The 15,020-nt window shown below is 62.6% G+C and carries 17 protein-coding genes; 9 read left to right on the top strand and 8 right to left on the bottom strand.

The genetic code is table 11. From position 1 onward, the window contains the following. Positions 1–29 precede the first annotated feature (29 nt). The gene (locus ACWGTI_RS11300; protein ID WP_454587176.1) at positions 30–1,241 is read right to left on the bottom strand and encodes an NADP-dependent isocitrate dehydrogenase; all 1,212 of its coding nucleotides are present in this window, start codon (positions 1,239–1,241) and stop codon (positions 30–32) included. 221 nt (positions 1,242–1,462) lie between these two features. On the opposite strand from ACWGTI_RS11300, the gene ACWGTI_RS11295 reads away from it, so the two are divergent. The 3 genes from ACWGTI_RS11295 (at position 1,463) to murI (ending at position 3,947) form a co-directional block, all read left to right on the top strand. Further along, positions 1,463–2,311, top strand: coding sequence for an RNA methyltransferase (locus ACWGTI_RS11295; RefSeq protein WP_454587175.1), 849 nt, complete (start codon positions 1,463–1,465; stop codon positions 2,309–2,311). 81 nt (positions 2,312–2,392) lie between these two features. Beyond that, a complete protein-coding gene (locus ACWGTI_RS11290; protein ID WP_454587174.1) occupies positions 2,393–2,995 on the top strand; it encodes a hypothetical protein in 603 nt (200 codons plus the stop codon). Positions 2,996–3,146: 151 nt separating this feature from the next. Then, complete coding sequence (gene murI, locus ACWGTI_RS11285; protein ID WP_454587173.1) at positions 3,147–3,947, top strand: glutamate racemase; 801 nt, start codon at positions 3,147–3,149, stop codon at positions 3,945–3,947. On the opposite strand, the gene ACWGTI_RS11280 is transcribed toward murI, so the two are convergent. Beyond that, the gene (locus ACWGTI_RS11280; RefSeq protein WP_454587172.1) at positions 3,944–5,326 is read right to left on the bottom strand and encodes an RNB domain-containing ribonuclease; all 1,383 of its coding nucleotides are present in this window, start codon (positions 5,324–5,326) and stop codon (positions 3,944–3,946) included. The two genes, murI and ACWGTI_RS11280, sit on opposite strands and share 4 nt — an antisense overlap. A gap of 162 nt (positions 5,327–5,488) precedes the next feature. On the opposite strand from ACWGTI_RS11280, the gene ACWGTI_RS11275 reads away from it, so the two are divergent. Continuing rightward, the gene (locus tag ACWGTI_RS11275; RefSeq protein ID WP_454576155.1) at positions 5,489–5,677 is read left to right on the top strand and encodes a DUF3008 family protein; all 189 of its coding nucleotides are present in this window, start codon (positions 5,489–5,491) and stop codon (positions 5,675–5,677) included. 72 nt (positions 5,678–5,749) lie between these two features. On the opposite strand, the gene ACWGTI_RS11270 is transcribed toward ACWGTI_RS11275, so the two are convergent. Then, complete coding sequence (locus tag ACWGTI_RS11270; protein ID WP_454587171.1) at positions 5,750–5,908, bottom strand: hypothetical protein; 159 nt, start codon at positions 5,906–5,908, stop codon at positions 5,750–5,752. A 432-nt stretch (positions 5,909–6,340) separates the two neighbouring features. Here ACWGTI_RS11270 and rpsD point away from each other — a divergent pair, with 432 nt between their 5' ends. The 3 genes from rpsD to ACWGTI_RS11255 all read left to right on the top strand — a co-directional run bounded on the left by rpsD (position 6,341) and on the right by ACWGTI_RS11255 (position 8,792). After that, complete coding sequence (gene rpsD, locus ACWGTI_RS11265; protein ID WP_013895883.1) at positions 6,341–6,958, top strand: 30S ribosomal protein S4; 618 nt, start codon at positions 6,341–6,343, stop codon at positions 6,956–6,958. A 123-nt stretch (positions 6,959–7,081) separates the two neighbouring features. Next, entirely contained in the window at positions 7,082–7,975 is an 894-nt protein-coding gene (gene ttcA / locus ACWGTI_RS11260) for a tRNA 2-thiocytidine(32) synthetase TtcA (protein ID WP_454587170.1), read from the top strand. Next, positions 7,965–8,792, top strand: coding sequence for an inositol monophosphatase family protein (locus ACWGTI_RS11255; protein ID WP_454587169.1), 828 nt, complete (start codon positions 7,965–7,967; stop codon positions 8,790–8,792). The genes ttcA and ACWGTI_RS11255 overlap by 11 nt, the downstream gene beginning before the upstream one ends. A gap of 46 nt (positions 8,793–8,838) precedes the next feature. Here the strand turns inward: ACWGTI_RS11255 and ACWGTI_RS11250 are convergent, their stop codons facing one another. After that, positions 8,839–10,107 (bottom strand): multidrug effflux MFS transporter, encoded by a 1,269-nt coding sequence (locus ACWGTI_RS11250; protein ID WP_454587168.1) that lies wholly within the window; start codon positions 10,105–10,107, stop codon positions 8,839–8,841. A 117-nt stretch (positions 10,108–10,224) separates the two neighbouring features. Beyond that, complete coding sequence (grxD, locus tag ACWGTI_RS11245) at positions 10,225–10,560, bottom strand: Grx4 family monothiol glutaredoxin (RefSeq protein ID WP_112561431.1); 336 nt, start codon at positions 10,558–10,560, stop codon at positions 10,225–10,227. Positions 10,561–10,723: 163 nt separating this feature from the next. Between grxD and ACWGTI_RS11240 the strand changes: the two genes are divergently transcribed. Then, positions 10,724–11,551, top strand: a complete 828-nt coding sequence (locus tag ACWGTI_RS11240) for a phosphodiester glycosidase family protein (protein ID WP_454587167.1) — start codon at positions 10,724–10,726, stop codon at positions 11,549–11,551. Between the two features lie 12 nt (positions 11,552–11,563). Here ACWGTI_RS11240 and ACWGTI_RS11235 read toward each other — a convergent pair whose 3' ends face one another. The 3 genes from ACWGTI_RS11235 to purL all read right to left on the bottom strand — a co-directional run bounded on the left by ACWGTI_RS11235 (position 11,564) and on the right by purL (position 14,657). Continuing rightward, positions 11,564–11,797 (bottom strand): BolA/IbaG family iron-sulfur metabolism protein, encoded by a 234-nt coding sequence (locus tag ACWGTI_RS11235; protein WP_010909092.1) that lies wholly within the window; start codon positions 11,795–11,797, stop codon positions 11,564–11,566. Positions 11,798–11,904: 107 nt separating this feature from the next. Continuing rightward, entirely contained in the window at positions 11,905–12,429 is a 525-nt protein-coding gene (locus ACWGTI_RS11230; RefSeq protein ID WP_454587166.1) for a hypothetical protein, read from the bottom strand. After that, a complete protein-coding gene (gene purL / locus ACWGTI_RS11225) occupies positions 12,426–14,657 on the bottom strand; it encodes a phosphoribosylformylglycinamidine synthase subunit PurL (protein WP_454587165.1) in 2,232 nt (743 codons plus the stop codon). The genes ACWGTI_RS11230 and purL overlap by 4 nt, the downstream gene beginning before the upstream one ends. 192 nt (positions 14,658–14,849) lie before the next feature. Here purL and ACWGTI_RS11220 point away from each other — a divergent pair, with 192 nt between their 5' ends. Further along, a complete protein-coding gene (locus tag ACWGTI_RS11220) occupies positions 14,850–15,014 on the top strand; it encodes a hypothetical protein (RefSeq protein ID WP_454576162.1) in 165 nt (54 codons plus the stop codon). The last annotated feature ends 6 nt before the right edge of the window (positions 15,015–15,020 follow it).

The following is a 15,020-nucleotide window of genomic DNA, read 5'->3' as shown; positions in this document are numbered from 1 at the left end:
AGGCTCCTCTCGGAGCCTTCGTTATCGGCTTACGCCATCGCCTTCTGCAGGTTCTCGTCGATCTTGTCGAGGAAACCGGTGGTCGACAGCCAGGGCTGGTCGGGGCCGATCAGGAGCGACAGGTCCTTGGTCATGAAGCCGCTCTCGACGGTCTGGATGCAGACCTTCTCCAGCGTGTCGGCAAAGCGCTTCAGCTCGGCATTGTCGTCGAGCTTGGCGCGGTGGGCGAGGCCCCGCGTCCAGGCGAAGATAGAGGCGATCGAATTGGTCGAGGTTTCCTCGCCCTTCTGGTGCTGGCGATAGTGGCGGGTGACGGTGCCGTGCGCGGCTTCCGCTTCCACCGTCTTGCCGTCCGGCGTCATCAGCACCGAGGTCATCAGGCCGAGCGAACCAAAACCTTGGGCCACCGTGTCGGACTGGACGTCGCCGTCATAGTTCTTGCAGGCCCAGACATAGCCGCCCGACCATTTCAGAGCGGAGGCCACCATGTCGTCGATCAGCCGGTGCTCATACCACAGCTTCTTCGACTTGAACTCTGCCTCGAACTCCTGCTCGTAGACCTCCTGGAAAATGTCCTTGAAGCGGCCGTCATAGGCTTTGAGGATGGTGTTCTTGGTCGAGAGATAGACCGGATAGTTGCGCAGCAGGCCGTAATTCAGCGAGGCGCGGGCGAACTCGCGGATGGATTCGTCGAGATTGTACATGGCCATGGCGACGCCGGCACCGGGTGCGTCGTACACGTCGTGCTCGATCACCTTGCCGTCCTCGCCGACGAATTTGATCGTCAGCTTGCCCTTGCCGGGAAATCGGAAGTCGGTCGCGCGGTACTGGTCGCCGAAGGCGTGGCGGCCGACGATGATCGGCTTGGTCCAGCCGGGCACCAGCCGCGGCACGTTCTTCATGATGATAGGCTCGCGGAAGATGGTGCCGCCAAGAATGTTGCGGATGGTGCCGTTCGGCGACTTCCACATCTTCTTCAGCTTGAATTCCTCGACGCGCTGCTCGTCGGGGGTGATCGTCGCGCATTTCACGCCGACGCCCCATTTCTTGATGGCGTTGGCCGAATCGATGGTCACCTGATCGTTGGTGGCGTCGCGGTGCTCGACGCCGAGGTCGTAATATTCAAGCTTCAGGTCGAGATAAGGGTGGATCAGCTTGTCCTTGATGAACTGCCAGATGATGCGGGTCATCTCGTCGCCGTCGAGCTCGACGACCGGGTTCGCCACCTTGATCTTCGCCATGGAAAGAATGCCTCGCTTTTGGGGAACGGAACGGCCTTGCCCGCATGGCTTTTGGCCGGGGATGCGGAGCGTATATCAAAGCCTATTTGGCCGCGCAAACGCCGATCGGCCACCAAAGTGGAGGGTGGCGCGTCTATCTGCTGTTTTTCAAAAGCTTCATTTTGGCGGACGGATGTGGCAGGGAACGCTGAAAAAGCCGCAAACAGCAGTTCATTGAGATCATGTCCGCCCCGCAATCGCCTGAAAACGTCCCCGCAGCCGGTCCGGCGATCATTCTGGTCGAGCCGCAGCTCGGCGAGAATATCGGCATGGTCGCGCGCGCCATGGCCAATTTCGGTCTTGCCGAACTGAGGCTCGTCAACCCGCGCGATGGCTGGCCGAGCGAGAAGGCGCGCGCCGCCGCCAGCCGCGCCGACCATGTCATCGATGCCGTCACTGTGTTCGGCGATCTGGCGTCCGCGGTCGCCGATCTCAATTTCGTCTTCGCCACCACGGCGCGCGAGCGCGACGGCTTCAAAGCCGTGCGCGGTCCGGTCGAGGCGGGCAGGGCGCTCAGGGCGCGCCAAATAGCCGGTCAGCGCACCGGGATCCTGTTTGGGCGCGAGCGCTTCGGCCTCTACAATGACGAGGTCGGGCTGGCCGACGAGATCGTCACCTTTCCGGTCGACCCCGGCTTCTCGTCGCTCAACATCGCCCAGGCCGTACTTTTGATGTCCTATGAATGGATGAAGTCGAGCCTCGAGGACGAGACGGCGACCAATTTCTCCAGTCCCGAAATGAAGCCGGCGAGCAAGGAAGAGCTGCACGGCCTGTTTGCCTATCTCGAAGGCGCGCTCGAAGCGCGCGGCTATTTCCGCCCGGCGCCGAAGAAACCCAAGATGGTCGACAATCTGCGCGCCGTCTTGACCCGCGCCGGTTTCGCCGAGCCGGAACTCAAGGTGCTGCGCGGCATCATCTCGTCGCTGGACCGGTTTTCGCCGGCCATGCCGCGCGGCGACGGCTCGCCGGGAGACGATCCGAGACGGCTTCCGGCCGCCGCGCGAAAACGCCTGGCAGACAAAGAAGATTAGCAATCACTAAGCTTCGAACGGCTGAAGTAACCGAATTTTATTTGCTTCTCATCCATTGTTGTCAAAACGGCGGAGTGGCAAATGTTCACGTCCAATATCGGCCGCATGCGCTTCTTCTTCTATTCCCTCGGCCTAGCCTTCCTCGAGGGCATGTTGGCTCTGGTATGCATTGTGGGGACGATGGGTCTCGAAGGCTTCATCAATTCCGCGCCCGGCCCGTCGCGGCAAGGGATGGCCGGCGCGGTCCTCGTCGTTTCGCTCCTGGCTGTTGTCATGCGCGGCAACTTTGCCTGGCGGCGCAGCCGCGACGCCAACGGCAAGGCCTGGATCCTGTGGTCCTACATCGTGTTCTGCGCCATCTACGCTTTTCTGCAGGCAGGCACATTGCTGGTCATCGATTTCAACAATCCGGAAAACACGTCCAGCGGTCTCAACCTGCTCGCGCTGTCGATCTTTGGCCTTTGGTGCACGATCCTGGTGGCAAAGCCGGTGGCGGGCAGCAATATCGATGAGCTGACATCGGTTTTCGATTTCGAGGGCGCTGTTCCGTCGGCTGGCGGCCGGATGGCCACCAGCGCTGCGCCATCCACTGCGCGCGCCGCCGCACCTGCCACACGCTCGGTGCCGTCTGTCCAACCGATGAGCCGGCCTAAGCCGGCGGGTTTCGGCAAGCGCGGGCTGTAGAGCAATCGCGAAAAGCGATCTTCGCGGGCGCTGCGCAAAACTTGACCGAATTCGCCACTTCAAGACCATGACCGTTGCGGATAGAACGGCATCGGCCATATCTCCGTCCAGCCCCTTCTGATCTCCAGCCTCTTTCCATGGTCCGACATCAATGAGCGATCGATCAAGCCACCGCCCGATCCTGATGTTCGATTCCGGCGTTGGCGGGTTGACCGTGCTGCGCGAAGCGCGCGTGCTGATGCCCGACCGGCGCTTCATCTATGTCGCCGACGATGCGGCTTTCCCCTACGGCGCCTGGGAAGAGCCGGCGCTGCAGACCCATATACTCGATCTCTTCGCAGAGCTGCTGGACCGGTTTTCACCAGCCATTTCGGTCATCGCCTGCAACACCGCTTCGACGCTGGTGATCGATGCGCTGCGCGACAGGTTTCCCGGCCATCCCTTTGTCGGCACCGTCCCGGCGATCAAGCCGGCGGCCGAGCGCACCCGCTCCGGGCTGGTTTCGGTGCTGGCGACGCCGGGCACGGTGAAGCGGCAATATACGCGCGACCTGATCGGCAAGTGGGCGCAGAAATGCCATGTCCGCCTGGTCGGCAGCAACAATCTGGCCGGATTGGCCGAAGTCTATATGCGCGAGGGCTTCGTCGACGAGGAGGCGGTGCGCGCCGAAATCGCACCGTGCTTCGTCCAGCATGATGATTTGCGCACCGATATCGTCGTGCTCGCCTGCACACACTATCCGTTCCTGGCCAACCGCATGCGCAAGACCGCACCCTGGCCGGTGGATTGGCTCGATCCCGCCGAGGCGATTGCGCGGCGTGCGATGTCGCTGCTTCCGGCAGTCGACGGGCCGTTGCCACAGAGCGAGCCCGACATCGCTGTCTTTACCTCGGGAAACGCCGATTTCGCGATCAGCCGGCTGATGCAGGGCTTTGGATTGAGCACGCGCTAGGCTGGTTCGAAGACAATACGGCGTTGCTCCGGATCGGCCGAAACCAGCCTTAGCGTCAGGCCATCGCCTTGTCCGGACCCGGAGGCCTTTACGTTGGCAACGACAGGCATGTCCGAGAGCTGAACGCGCATACGCTGGTCGGCGACGTCGGTGACGACGGCCTTGAACATTTCACCCTCACGTCCCTTCAGCATGACTGCCTCTGCAAGGTCGATGGCCGCGTGGTTGATCTGTGAGGCGCGAGCATCCGCGCGCCCCATAACCCTGGGCAGTCTGGCGAACGCATCGGCAACGGCCTGCGGCACCGGCTGCCCGTTGGCGATTGCCAGCGCGCAGCGCACGACATAGCGGTCTGCCAGCCGTCTCAGCGGCGCGGTGGCGTGGGCATAGGTCGCGGCCATCGCCTCGTGCCACGGGACAACGCCTTCCTCATAGGGTTGATAGGACGCACCGGAACCGGCACGGCGGATTTCCAGCATCAGCGCTGCCTGTTGCCTGTTGCTGGGATCGAGGGTTCGCTGATAGTCGCGCAGGCTGGTCGACGCCGGCCAGGACAGGCCGAGAGCCTGTGCAGCGTTGCGCAGTCTTTGCACCTTGGAAGCATCCGGCGGCGCCATCACCCGGAACAACCCGGTCCGGTGTGCCAGCATGGCGTCGGCAATCGCCATGTTGGCGGCCAGCGAAAGCGCGGCGTTGTCCTGCTCTGATTGCAGCAGCGGTCTGAACGAAAGCTGGAATGTGCCGTCGGCAAGCTGTTCCACCTCCTGCTCGGGCGGGTCGACGCGGGAAGCGCCACGACGCTCTTCGTTTGCCGCCATGCGCCGCGCAATTTCGGCGAAGCCTGTGGGAACGTCTGAAGCTAGCACGCTGTCATAGGCGAGCTTGGCGCGGGTCTGAATGATTGCGCGCTCCGCGCCGTCCAGCTTTACCGCGCCGTCCGCAGCGATCCGAACCGTGAAGACAACAGCCGGGCGCGGTCCGCTGGGCAACAAGCTCGCAGCACCCTCGGCAATCACCCGGGGATAGAGCCCGGCCTTGCCGTCCGGCAAATACAGGGTCTCGCCCCGCGCCCAGGCTTCGAGGTCGACCGCGTCGCCGTCCTCGACGAACCAGGCCACGTCGGCAATGGCATAGTGCAACAGAAGGTCGCTGCCGCTCGCCTCGATCGAAAACGCCTGATCAAGGTCGGTGGAAGTCGCCGGATCGAGTGTCACGAAAGGCATCGCCGTCCGGTCGGCATGCTGGTTGGGCACGCGCTTGGCCGCCGTCTGCGCCTGGGCCATTACATCAGGCGGAAATCCCTCCGGCACATGGAACTCGGTACGGATCTTTGCGAGGCCGGTAGCGAGTGCCTGTGTGGGATCGGTCAGCGATTTCATCGCGCCGTCCTACACTGGCGTTCCGGACACGGGAAGGCCGATTTGCCGGCAGGCGGGCCGGCCTTGGGGAAACACGAAGCGCGGACTGAGAGTTGACCGCCAGCGCTGGAACCGTCGCCGGAGCGCAACGTTTCTTGTTCAGGCAGCAACGGAGGAACCGAAATGCCTGCAAAATCACAAGCGCAACAAAAGGCCGCCGGCGCCGCGCTTTCGGCCAAACGCGGCGAAACCAGGAAAAGCGAACTCATAGGCGCTGCACGCGAAATGTATGAATCGATGAGTGAAAAGCAGCTCGAGGAATTCGCCGAGACCAAGCGCAAGGGCCTGCCCCAGAAGAAGCCGGCGGATTGAGTCCGGAACCAATCCAAAAACAAAAGCCCGCGGCCGAGAACGCGGGCTCTTCACTTCAGGCCGAAGCCGAAATTACCAGCGCCACCAGCAGCGCTTCACCTTGTAGCGGATGACCCTCTTGTGGCCGTGCCGCCAGGCGACCTTCTTCTTCACCACGATACGGCAGACCTGATGGTGTTTGTGGCCGTGCCAGTGCCTGGCCATCGCCGGCTCGGGAACGGCAATGGACATCGAACCTGCCAGGACGGCTGCACTTACCAACGAAAGGAAGAATTTTTTCATACGACTTCTGGCTCCTTTAGCTCCAGTCCCTTCCTAATGCCGTCGGTAACGACCCGCCACATCCGGCACCGCACTTAACGTCAGAAATGCTATACAGTTGCCGCAACCGCTGCCAGCGGCGAGCTTGACACCGGTTAAATCTCCGTTTAACGAGCCCACCAACACCGGGCCGCAATGCCCGGTTGTTTCTTTTGCATGGCAAGCCCCGAGAAATCAGGTTTATCGTTTCCTTGGTCTTGTTTTGAAATGACGTGTCCCGTGGGTTTTCCATCGCATTGCGTGGAAAACCCTGTCAGGTCTCGAAAACGGAGGCCAGAGGAGGGCGCGTTTCCTTCACCCGGACCATGAGGTTCCGGGTGGTTTGTTTTGAAAGGGAATGCGATGAGCAAGCGCGAATCCGCGAAGTACAAGATCGACCGCCGTCTCGGCGAAAACATCTGGGGCCGCCCGAAGTCCCCGGTCAACAAGCGTGAATACGGCCCCGGCCAGCACGGCCAGCGCCGCAAGGGCAAGCTTTCCGACTTCGGCCTGCAGCTGCGCGCCAAGCAGAAGCTGAAGGGTCACTATGGCGACGTTTCGGAAAAGCAGTTCCGCAAGGTCTACGAAGAGGCCGACCGTCGCAAGGGCGACACCTCGGAGAACCTGATCGGCCTGCTCGAGTCGCGTCTGGATGCGGTCGTCTACCGCGCCAAGTTCGTGCCGACCATTTTCGCCGCCCGCCAGTTCGTCAACCATGGCCACGTCAACGTCAACGGCAAGCGCGTCAACATCGGCTCGTACCGCTGCAAGCCGGGCGACGTCGTCGAGGTGCGCGAAAAGTCGAAGCAGCTGGTCATCGTTCTGGAATCGGTCGGCCTCGCCGAACGCGACGTGCCGGACTACATCGAAGCCGATCACAACAAGATGGTCGCGACCTTCTCGCGCATCCCCGGCCTGGCGGACGTTCCGTTCGCCGTGCAGATGGAACCGAACCTGGTCGTCGAATTCTATTCGCGCTGATCGGCTTCTCTGCCGCAGACATCAAGGCCGCCCCTCGAGGCGGCCTTTTTCTTGGGCGGCGCGCTTTGCGATTTGCGGCCGATGCGCTAATCCCTGCCTAACAGACATTTGGGCCGACGCGCCATGAACATGCTGCCACACGCCGATCTGCTTGAACCGGTTGCCGATGCCCAAGGCGGCTTTCACCCGCTGTTTGCCGATGTGCCGTCCTCGGTCGAGTTCAACAAGCTGCGCAAGAGGCTGTTGCGGCTGACCCGCCAGGCGATCGAGGATTTCGCCATGGTCAGGCCCGGCGACCGCTGGCTGGTGGCGCTGTCGGGCGGCAAGGATTCCTACGGCCTGCTCGCCGTGCTGCTCGATCTCAAATGGCGCGGGCTGCTGCCGGTCGACCTTCTGGCCTGCAATCTCGACCAGGGTCAGCCGAATTTCCCGAAACACATCTTGCCGGATTATCTCGATGCGCACGGCATTGCCCATCGCATCGAGTACCAGGACACCTATTCGGTGGTCACCGACAAGCTGCCCCAGGGCAGCACCTATTGTTCGCTGTGCTCGCGGCTGCGGCGCGGCCATCTCTACCGCATCGCGCGCGAAGAGGGCTGTTCGGCGCTGGTGCTCGGCCACCACCGAGAAGACATCCTCGAAACCTTCTTCATGAACCTGTTCCACGGCGGCCGCCTTGCCGCCATGCCGCCAAAACTGCTCAACGATGACGGCGACGTCATGGTGCTGAGGCCGTTGAGCTATTGCGCCGAGGCGGATCTGGAAAAATTCGCCGGTGCGATGAAATTCCCGATCATTCCCTGCGATCTTTGCGGCAGCCAGGAAGGCCTGCAGCGCAACGCCACGAAGGCGATGCTGGACGATATGGAAAAGCGTATGCCGGGCCGAAAGGACACGATGCTGCGCGCGCTGTCCAACACCAGGCCTTCGCATCTGCTGGACAGAAAACTGTTCGACTTTGCCGCGCTCAATGGCAGCCTCACCGCAGGACAAGACATTTCCGATGACATTTGACGACCATGCGATCGACTGGCTGGCCGAGCTACTTGCCGATGCCGCCAGTGTTGAAATCATGCCGCGCTTTCGCCGACTGGGCGAGGGTGACGTCCGCCAGAAGACATCCGCCGCCGATCTGGTGACCGAGGCCGACGTCAACGCCGAGCGGCTGATCACGGCAAGGCTGCGGGAGCGCTATCCCACGGCGATGATCGTTGGCGAGGAGGCCTGTTCCGACAATCCGGCGTTGCTCCAGGGCCTCGGCGATGCCGACCTCGCCTTCGTCGTGGACCCGGTCGATGGCACCTTCAACTTCGCCTCCGGTGTGCCGCTGTTCGGCGTCATGCTCAGCGTCGTGGTCAAGGGCGAGACCGTGGCCGGCATCATCCATGATCCCGTGGGCAAGGACTGGCTGATCGGCGCCAGGGGCGCCGGCAGCCATATCCGCCACGCGCATGGCGCGCTGGAGAAGGTGCATGTCGCTGACGCCGTGCCGATCTCGCAGATGACCGGTTCGGTTTCCTGGCAATATCTGGCTGAGCCGCAACGCTCGCGTCTGGCGCGCAACCAGACCAAGGCGCTGTCGCAGTTCGGCTATCGCTGCGCGGCGCATGAATACCGGCTGCTCGCCAGCGGCCATGCGCATTTCGTCGTCTACAACAAGCTGATGCCGTGGGACCATCTGGTCGGCGTGTTGATCCATGCCGAGGCCGGCGGCCACACGGCGCGTATCGACGGCAGCGCCTATCTGCCCTCGCATATCGATGGCGGCATCCTGGTCGCGCCTGACCGCGAAAGCTGGCAGGAATTGCGCAGGGAACTCTGGGCTGAGTAGTGTCAATTCCTGCCCTGGCGTTAAGCCGCCAGGCTCCAGACCAAAATTAATGCAGGTCGGTGACGTGCCCTGAAACGGGTGGGTTGTGCGGCTGGAACATCTTGCCGCGCTCTGCGATGAGGATCATCAACAGCGCCGCGACCGAGACGCTGCAAAAGCCCGCGGCCAGCGGAGTCACCGTGCCGTTGAAGGCCTGGCCGATCAGCGTGCCGAGAATGCCGCCGAGAAACGTCTGCATGAAGCCCAGGATCGACGACGCCGTGCCGGCCAGTTGACCGAGCGGCTCCATTGCGAGTGCGTTGAAATTGGCGCCGAGCGCACCGAATGGCAGCATCGCGCTGGCGAAGAAGGCGATGAACAGCCAGAGCGGCATCTTCATTTCAAGCGAAACGGTGAGCCAGGCAAGGCTGATCACCAGGAACAAAAGCAGTGCGCTCTGTGACAGGCGGCGCATACCGATGCGGCCGACCAGGCGCGAGTTGAGGTAATTCGAAAAAGCGAGAACGCCTGCGACACCCGCGAAGATGAGCGGAAACAACTCGCCGACATGAAAAATGTCGACATAGATCTGCTGTGCCGAGGCAATGAAGCCGAACATGGCGGCGAAAATGAAGGTACTGGCAAAGGCGTAGCAAAGCGCGATGCGGTTGGTGAGCACGATGCGGAAACCGCCGAGGACCGATGATACTGTCAACGGCCGGCGATATTCCGGATGCAGCGTTTCCGGCAGCCGCAGCAGCGACCAGGCCGACACGATCAGCGCCCCGACCGCCATGGTGACGAAGATCCAGTGCCAGCTTGCGAACAGCATGATGAACTGGCCGATGCCCGGAGCAATCACCGGGATCGCCATGAACACCATGAAGATCAGCGACATCACCTCGGCCATGCGCCGGCCGTCGAACGTGTCGCGCACGATCGAGACGGCGATGACGCGCGTGGCCGCCGCACCGATGCCTTGCACAAGCCGGCACAGGAGCAGGATGGCGAATGACGGGGCGATGGCGGCAGCCGCAGCCGCCACGACGTAGATCGCCAGCCCGACGACCAGCGGCGCGCGGCGCCCGAACCGGTCCGAGATCGGCCCGAAGAAAAGCTGTCCGCCGCCGAAGCCTAAGATGTAGGCGGTGATCACATACTGGCGGTGGTTTTCATTTTCGACGCCGAGCGTGGCGCCGATCTGCTGCAGCGCCGGCAGCATGATGTCGATGGCGAGCGAGTTCAGCGCCATCAGCGCCGCGCACAGCGCAATGAATTCCCAGCGCGGAATAGGCAATTTGCTTGCCTGTTGCGGCGCTTGTGACTGCTGGTCCACGGCGGGTCCAATCTCAAAACGAATATGCGCCGGCATGCCGGCGCATCGGTTCGTCCTCCCCCGGGTGAGGCGGAGGTAATATTGCGGGGATGGGGGCCGCCCCGGTCTAAACCAGAATCAGGCGGTGGCTTTGACGCTGACGCCCTTTTCGACGAGGAACGTCTGCAGTTCGCCCGCCTGGAACATTTCGCGGATGATGTCGCAGCCGCCGACGAATTCGCCCTTGACGTAGAGCTGCGGAATCGTCGGCCAGTTCGAATATTCCTTGATGCCCTGGCGCAGTTCGGCCGAGGTCAACACGTCGACGCCCTTATAGTCGGCGCCGATGTAATCGAGGATCTGCACCACCTGGCCGGAAAACCCGCACTGCGGAAAGCCGGGCGTGCCCTTCATGAAAAGGACGACGTCGTTGCCCTTCACTTCGCTGTCGATGTAGTCGTTGATGCCGCTCATGGAATATCCTTTCACGCCTGTGGGAGTCAGGCTCGAAGCATAGCCTTCAGATAAACCCATAGATGGGCCGAAACAAGATGTTTGCGCCGCCGCCGCGGAAATGGCGCAAACGATCGCCTGATTTGGGCCAAGCCTCCGTACCGATTGCAGCCTCCGGGACATGATGAAAAAACGACATGGCGCCGCCTTTCTGATCGCCATCCTGGTGGTGACGCCCTTCATCTGGTGGCCAAAACGCCCGGAGCCGCCGCCTTTGGTCATTGGCGGTGACCTGCCGGCACCTTGCCGGAATGTCGCCTTCGAGGCGGTGACCTATGTCGTGTGCGAGATCGATCTTCGCGCCGACGGCATCGGTGTTTTCCATGCCGGTGCCGACGGCAAGCCGTTTGGCTCGCTAGAGGCCTTCGACAAAGCAATGGCCGGCGAGGGCAGGCCGGTGCTGCTGGCCATGAATGGCGGCATGTATCATGTGGATCTGTCGCCGGTCGGCCTGCTGGTTGAGAACGGCATTGAAAAGTCGCCGCTCAACCTTGCCGATGCCGAAGGCAACTTCTTCCTGAAGCCGAACGGCGTCTTTTTGGTGGACAAGGACGGCAAGGCCGCCGTCATGGAGAGCAGCGCCTATGCCGCCGCCAGGCCTGACGTCGCTTTCGCCACGCAGTCCGGTCCGATGCTGGTGATCGGTGACGCGCTTCATCCGCGCTTTGAGACCGATGGCAGCTCTCGCTACATCCGCAATGGCGTCGGCGTGCGTGACGAAAACACGGTCGTGCTGGCGATCTCGCGTTCGGAAGTGAGTTTTGGCAGCTTCGCGCGGCTGTTTCGCGACGCACTTGGATGCCGCAATGCCCTGTTCCTCGACGGTGCGGTCTCGGCGCTGTCGGACGGCAAAAGAATGATCGTCGGTGGAAAATACCCGGCCGGTCCAATCATTTCAGTGTCGGTGAAGCCGATCACGTCCGTTTCGGCCAGGCAGCAGCTGACGCAGTAGGCCAGTCTGGTTTCAGTCCGGCACGCTGGTCTGCAGCGCCAGTGCGTGCAGCACGCCGCCCATATTGCCCTTCAGCGCGTCATAGACCATCTGGTGCTGCTGGACGCGGCTCTTTCCCCGGAAGCTCTCGGCCACCACCTCGGCTGCATAGTGATCGCCGTCGCCGGCGAGGTCGCGGATCGTCACCTTGGCGTCCGGAATGCCGTCCTTGATCAGTTTTTCGATGTCGTGGGCATCCATTGCCATGGCAAAATCCTGTTCTGGGCGGCTAGGCAGCTTTTACGAGGGTGACTCGAGGCTAAGCCTAAAGCCTTTCTGGTTCGGGTTGAAGCCGTTCTGTCGTGACCGAGTGTCTAAGGGCCATCCTGCCACGGGTGGACCACACCATCCTCGGTGATGTCGTCGCGGGTCGAGAACCCCCGGCCAAGGCTGAAGGTCAGGACATAGAGCGGAATGTTGATCACCAGGCCGACGATGGGGAGATAGCTCGTCATTTGCCACAGTGGCGAAAAGAATGGCTGGCCATAGCCGTCGCAGGCCAGCGACGAGCCGTATTCCCACAGCGCCCCTATGACCGCCGCGGCAATAAAAAGCTTGATACAGGTGACGACATGCCTTGCTCGCGCCGGCTCCGGCGAAAGCCGGATCCAAAGCACCAGGCAGATGATCGGAACCGCATAGATGAAGTTCTGCAGGACCAGCATCGGAAGCGTGCCGTTGGCCGCCTCAAGGAACTGCTCACGCCTTTCCAGCAGCGGACAGACCTCGCTCGAGGTCGTCGACAGCAGGAAGAAGACGAATGGGCCGAGAAACCAGAGGAAGAACAGCGACGGCCAGAAGACGACTGCGATCAGCGTCCGGGCGGCCAGTCTGGTCAACTGGCCTTGTCCATGAAGCGCGGGAACCAGCCTTCGTGGGCGCTCACGAGCTCGCTCACCGGTATTGCCCTGGCGTCGCCCAGTTTCAGCTCGCGTCCACCGGTTGAGCCGATCCATGGCGCGAAGATGCCGAGCTTGCTCTGCTCCTCGCGGATGGCGTCCCATTCCTTGCTCTGCGGATCGACCGACAACGTCAGGAGGTAGCGGCCCTGGTCCTCGCCGAACCAGACCGGGATCGGGTCGGTGCCGGCAAGACCGGGAATGGTGGCGCCGATGCCGGATGCCATCGCCATTTCGGCCAGCGCTATCGCCAGGCCACCATCGGAAAGGTCATGCGCTGCCGTCACCACGCCCGATGCGATCAGCCCGCGCACATGGTCGCCGACGCGCTTTTCATGCGCGAGGTCGACCGGGGGGGGCGGCCCGTCGGTACGGCCATGGATGTCCCTGAAATAGGCGGACTGGCCGAGATGGCTGCCCCAGGTCGCGGGTGCGCCGACCAGCAGGATCATCTGGCCCTCGGCGGCAAAGCCGATGCGCGTCATCTTCGACCAGTCGGCGATCAGCCCGACGCCGCCAATGGTCGGCGTCGGCAGGATGCCCTGGCCGTTGGTCTCGTTGTAGAGCGAGACATTGCCCGACACGATCGGGAAGCCGAGCGCCCGGCAGGCATCGCCAATGCCTTTCACCGCGCCAACCAGCTGGCCCATGATTTCCGGCCGCTCCGGATTGCCGAAATTGAGGTTGTCGGTCGCCGCCAGCGGCAGCGCGCCGGTGGCGGTCAGGTTGCGCCAGCATTCCGCTACCGCCTGCTTGCCGCCCTCATACGGGTCGGCCTCGCAATAGCGCGGTGTGACGTCGGAGGAGAAGGCGAGCGCCTTGGTCGGATGGCCCTCGACGCGCACCACGCCTGCGTCGCCGCCCGGCAGCTGCAGCGAATTGCCCTGGATCAGCGTGTCATACTGCTCCCACACCCAGCGGCGCGAAGACAAATCCGGCCCGCCGAGCAGCTTCAGCAGCGCGTCGGCGACATCGGCCTTTGGTGCATCGCCAGCCGCCAGTGCCGCCGGCTTCTGCGGCTCGACCCAGGGTCGGTCATATTCCGGCGCCTTGTCGCCAAGGTCCTTGATCGGCAGATTGGCGACCTCGTCGCCCTGGTGGATGACTCGGAAACGCAGATCGTCGGTGGTGCTGCCGACGATGGCGAAGTCGAGGCCCCATTTGTGGAAGATCGCCTCGGCTTCCTTTTCCTTCTCGGGGCGCAGCACCATCAGCATGCGCTCCTGGCTTTCCGACAGCATCATCTCATAGGCGCTCATGCGCTCTTCGCGCACCGGCACCTGATCGAGGTGAAGCTCGATGCCGAGATCGCCCTTGGCGCCCATCTCGACCGCCGAGCAGGTGAGGCCGGCCGCCCCCATGTCCTGGATGGCGATGACCGCGCCCGAGGCCATCAGTTCAAGGCAGGCCTCCAACAGGCATTTTTCGGTGAAGGGATCGCCGACCTGCACGGTCGGCCGCTTCTCGTCGATCTTGTCGTCGAACTCGGCTGACGCCATGGTGGCGCCGCCGACACCGTCGCGGCCGGTCTTGGCGCCGAGATAGACGACCGGCAGGCCGACGCCCTTGGCTTCCGAGAGGAAGATCGCATCGGTCTTGGCAAGACCGGCGGCAAAGGCGTTGACCAGGATGTTGCCATTGTAGCGGGCGTCGAAATTGACCTCGCCGCCGACCGTAGGCACGCCGAAGGCGTTGCCATAGCCGCCGACGCCTGACACCACGCCTGACACGAGATGCCTGGTCTTGGGGTGATCCGGCGCGCCGAAGCGTAGCGCGTTCATCGCCGCGATCGGCCGCGCGCCCATGGTGAAGACGTCGCGCAATATGCCGCCGACGCCGGTTGCCGCACCCTGATAGGGCTCGATGTAGGAGGGGTGGTTGTGGCTCTCCATCTTGAAGACCACGCAGTCACCATCGCCGATATCGACCACGCCGGCATTTTCGCCCGGGCCCTGGATGACCTGCGGCCCGGTGGTCGGCAGCGTGCGCAACCATTTCTTCGAGGATTTGTAGGAGCAGTGCTCGTTCCACATCGCCGAGAAGATGCCGAGCTCGGTGAAGCTCGGCTCGCGCCCGACCAGATCGAGGATGCGCTGGTATTCGTCGGGCTTCAGCCCGTGCGCGGCAATGAGTTCGGGAGTGATCGGCACGGAATTGGAAATGGTCATGGGCAGCGATTGGTATCCGTGGGAGAGGGGGATTTTCTGAGTCCCCTCTTATCGCAAGCTTTGGCGCGATACACCCCATCCGCCGACGAAAATCGCCGGAAAGCCACAAGGCGACGATAGCACCGAGAGAGTGGTCGCGGAACGCTATGGCATCCCGGCCGTTAGGTCTGCAACCAACCAGGAGATTTCGACATGGCCACCAAGCAAGGCAAGAAAGACAATCGCCTCTCGGACAAGGAAGCTATGCATCTTGCGGAGATCACCGACGTTTCGCCGCAGCAGGCCAAGGACCTGGCCGAGGAGCACGGCAAGGACAAGGGCGCGAAGGAAGCCAAAAACTTCAAGGCAGAAGGCTGAGCGAGA

The sequence above is a fragment of the Mesorhizobium sp. ArgA1 genome (assembly GCF_053714375.1).
This window is presented reverse-complemented; position numbering and strand designations above follow the sequence as displayed.

What these genes read in the sequence shown, in the direction of transcription:
- ACWGTI_RS11300 (WP_454587176.1), bottom strand. Translation starts at nt 1,241, where the DNA reads ATGGCGAAGATCAAGGTGGCGAACCCGGTCGTCGAGCTCGACGGCGAC.
- ACWGTI_RS11295 (WP_454587175.1), top strand. Translation starts at nt 1,463, where the DNA reads ATGTCCGCCCCGCAATCGCCTGAAAACGTCCCCGCAGCCGGTCCGGCG.
- ACWGTI_RS11290 (WP_454587174.1), top strand. Translation starts at nt 2,393, where the DNA reads ATGTTCACGTCCAATATCGGCCGCATGCGCTTCTTCTTCTATTCCCTC.
- murI (WP_454587173.1), top strand. Translation starts at nt 3,147, where the DNA reads ATGAGCGATCGATCAAGCCACCGCCCGATCCTGATGTTCGATTCCGGC.
- ACWGTI_RS11280 (WP_454587172.1), bottom strand. Translation starts at nt 5,326, where the DNA reads ATGAAATCGCTGACCGATCCCACACAGGCACTCGCTACCGGCCTCGCA.
- ACWGTI_RS11275 (WP_454576155.1), top strand. Translation starts at nt 5,489, where the DNA reads ATGCCTGCAAAATCACAAGCGCAACAAAAGGCCGCCGGCGCCGCGCTT.
- ACWGTI_RS11270 (WP_454587171.1), bottom strand. Translation starts at nt 5,908, where the DNA reads ATGTCCATTGCCGTTCCCGAGCCGGCGATGGCCAGGCACTGGCACGGC.
- rpsD (WP_013895883.1), top strand. Translation starts at nt 6,341, where the DNA reads ATGAGCAAGCGCGAATCCGCGAAGTACAAGATCGACCGCCGTCTCGGC.
- ttcA (WP_454587170.1), top strand. Translation starts at nt 7,082, where the DNA reads ATGAACATGCTGCCACACGCCGATCTGCTTGAACCGGTTGCCGATGCC.
- ACWGTI_RS11255 (WP_454587169.1), top strand. Translation starts at nt 7,965, where the DNA reads ATGACATTTGACGACCATGCGATCGACTGGCTGGCCGAGCTACTTGCC.
- grxD (WP_112561431.1), bottom strand. Translation starts at nt 10,560, where the DNA reads ATGAGCGGCATCAACGACTACATCGACAGCGAAGTGAAGGGCAACGAC.
- ACWGTI_RS11240 (WP_454587167.1), top strand. Translation starts at nt 10,724, where the DNA reads ATGAAAAAACGACATGGCGCCGCCTTTCTGATCGCCATCCTGGTGGTG.
- ACWGTI_RS11235 (WP_010909092.1), bottom strand. Translation starts at nt 11,797, where the DNA reads ATGGCAATGGATGCCCACGACATCGAAAAACTGATCAAGGACGGCATT.
- purL (WP_454587165.1), bottom strand. Translation starts at nt 14,657, where the DNA reads ATGACCATTTCCAATTCCGTGCCGATCACTCCCGAACTCATTGCCGCG.
- ACWGTI_RS11220 (WP_454576162.1), top strand. Translation starts at nt 14,850, where the DNA reads ATGGCCACCAAGCAAGGCAAGAAAGACAATCGCCTCTCGGACAAGGAA.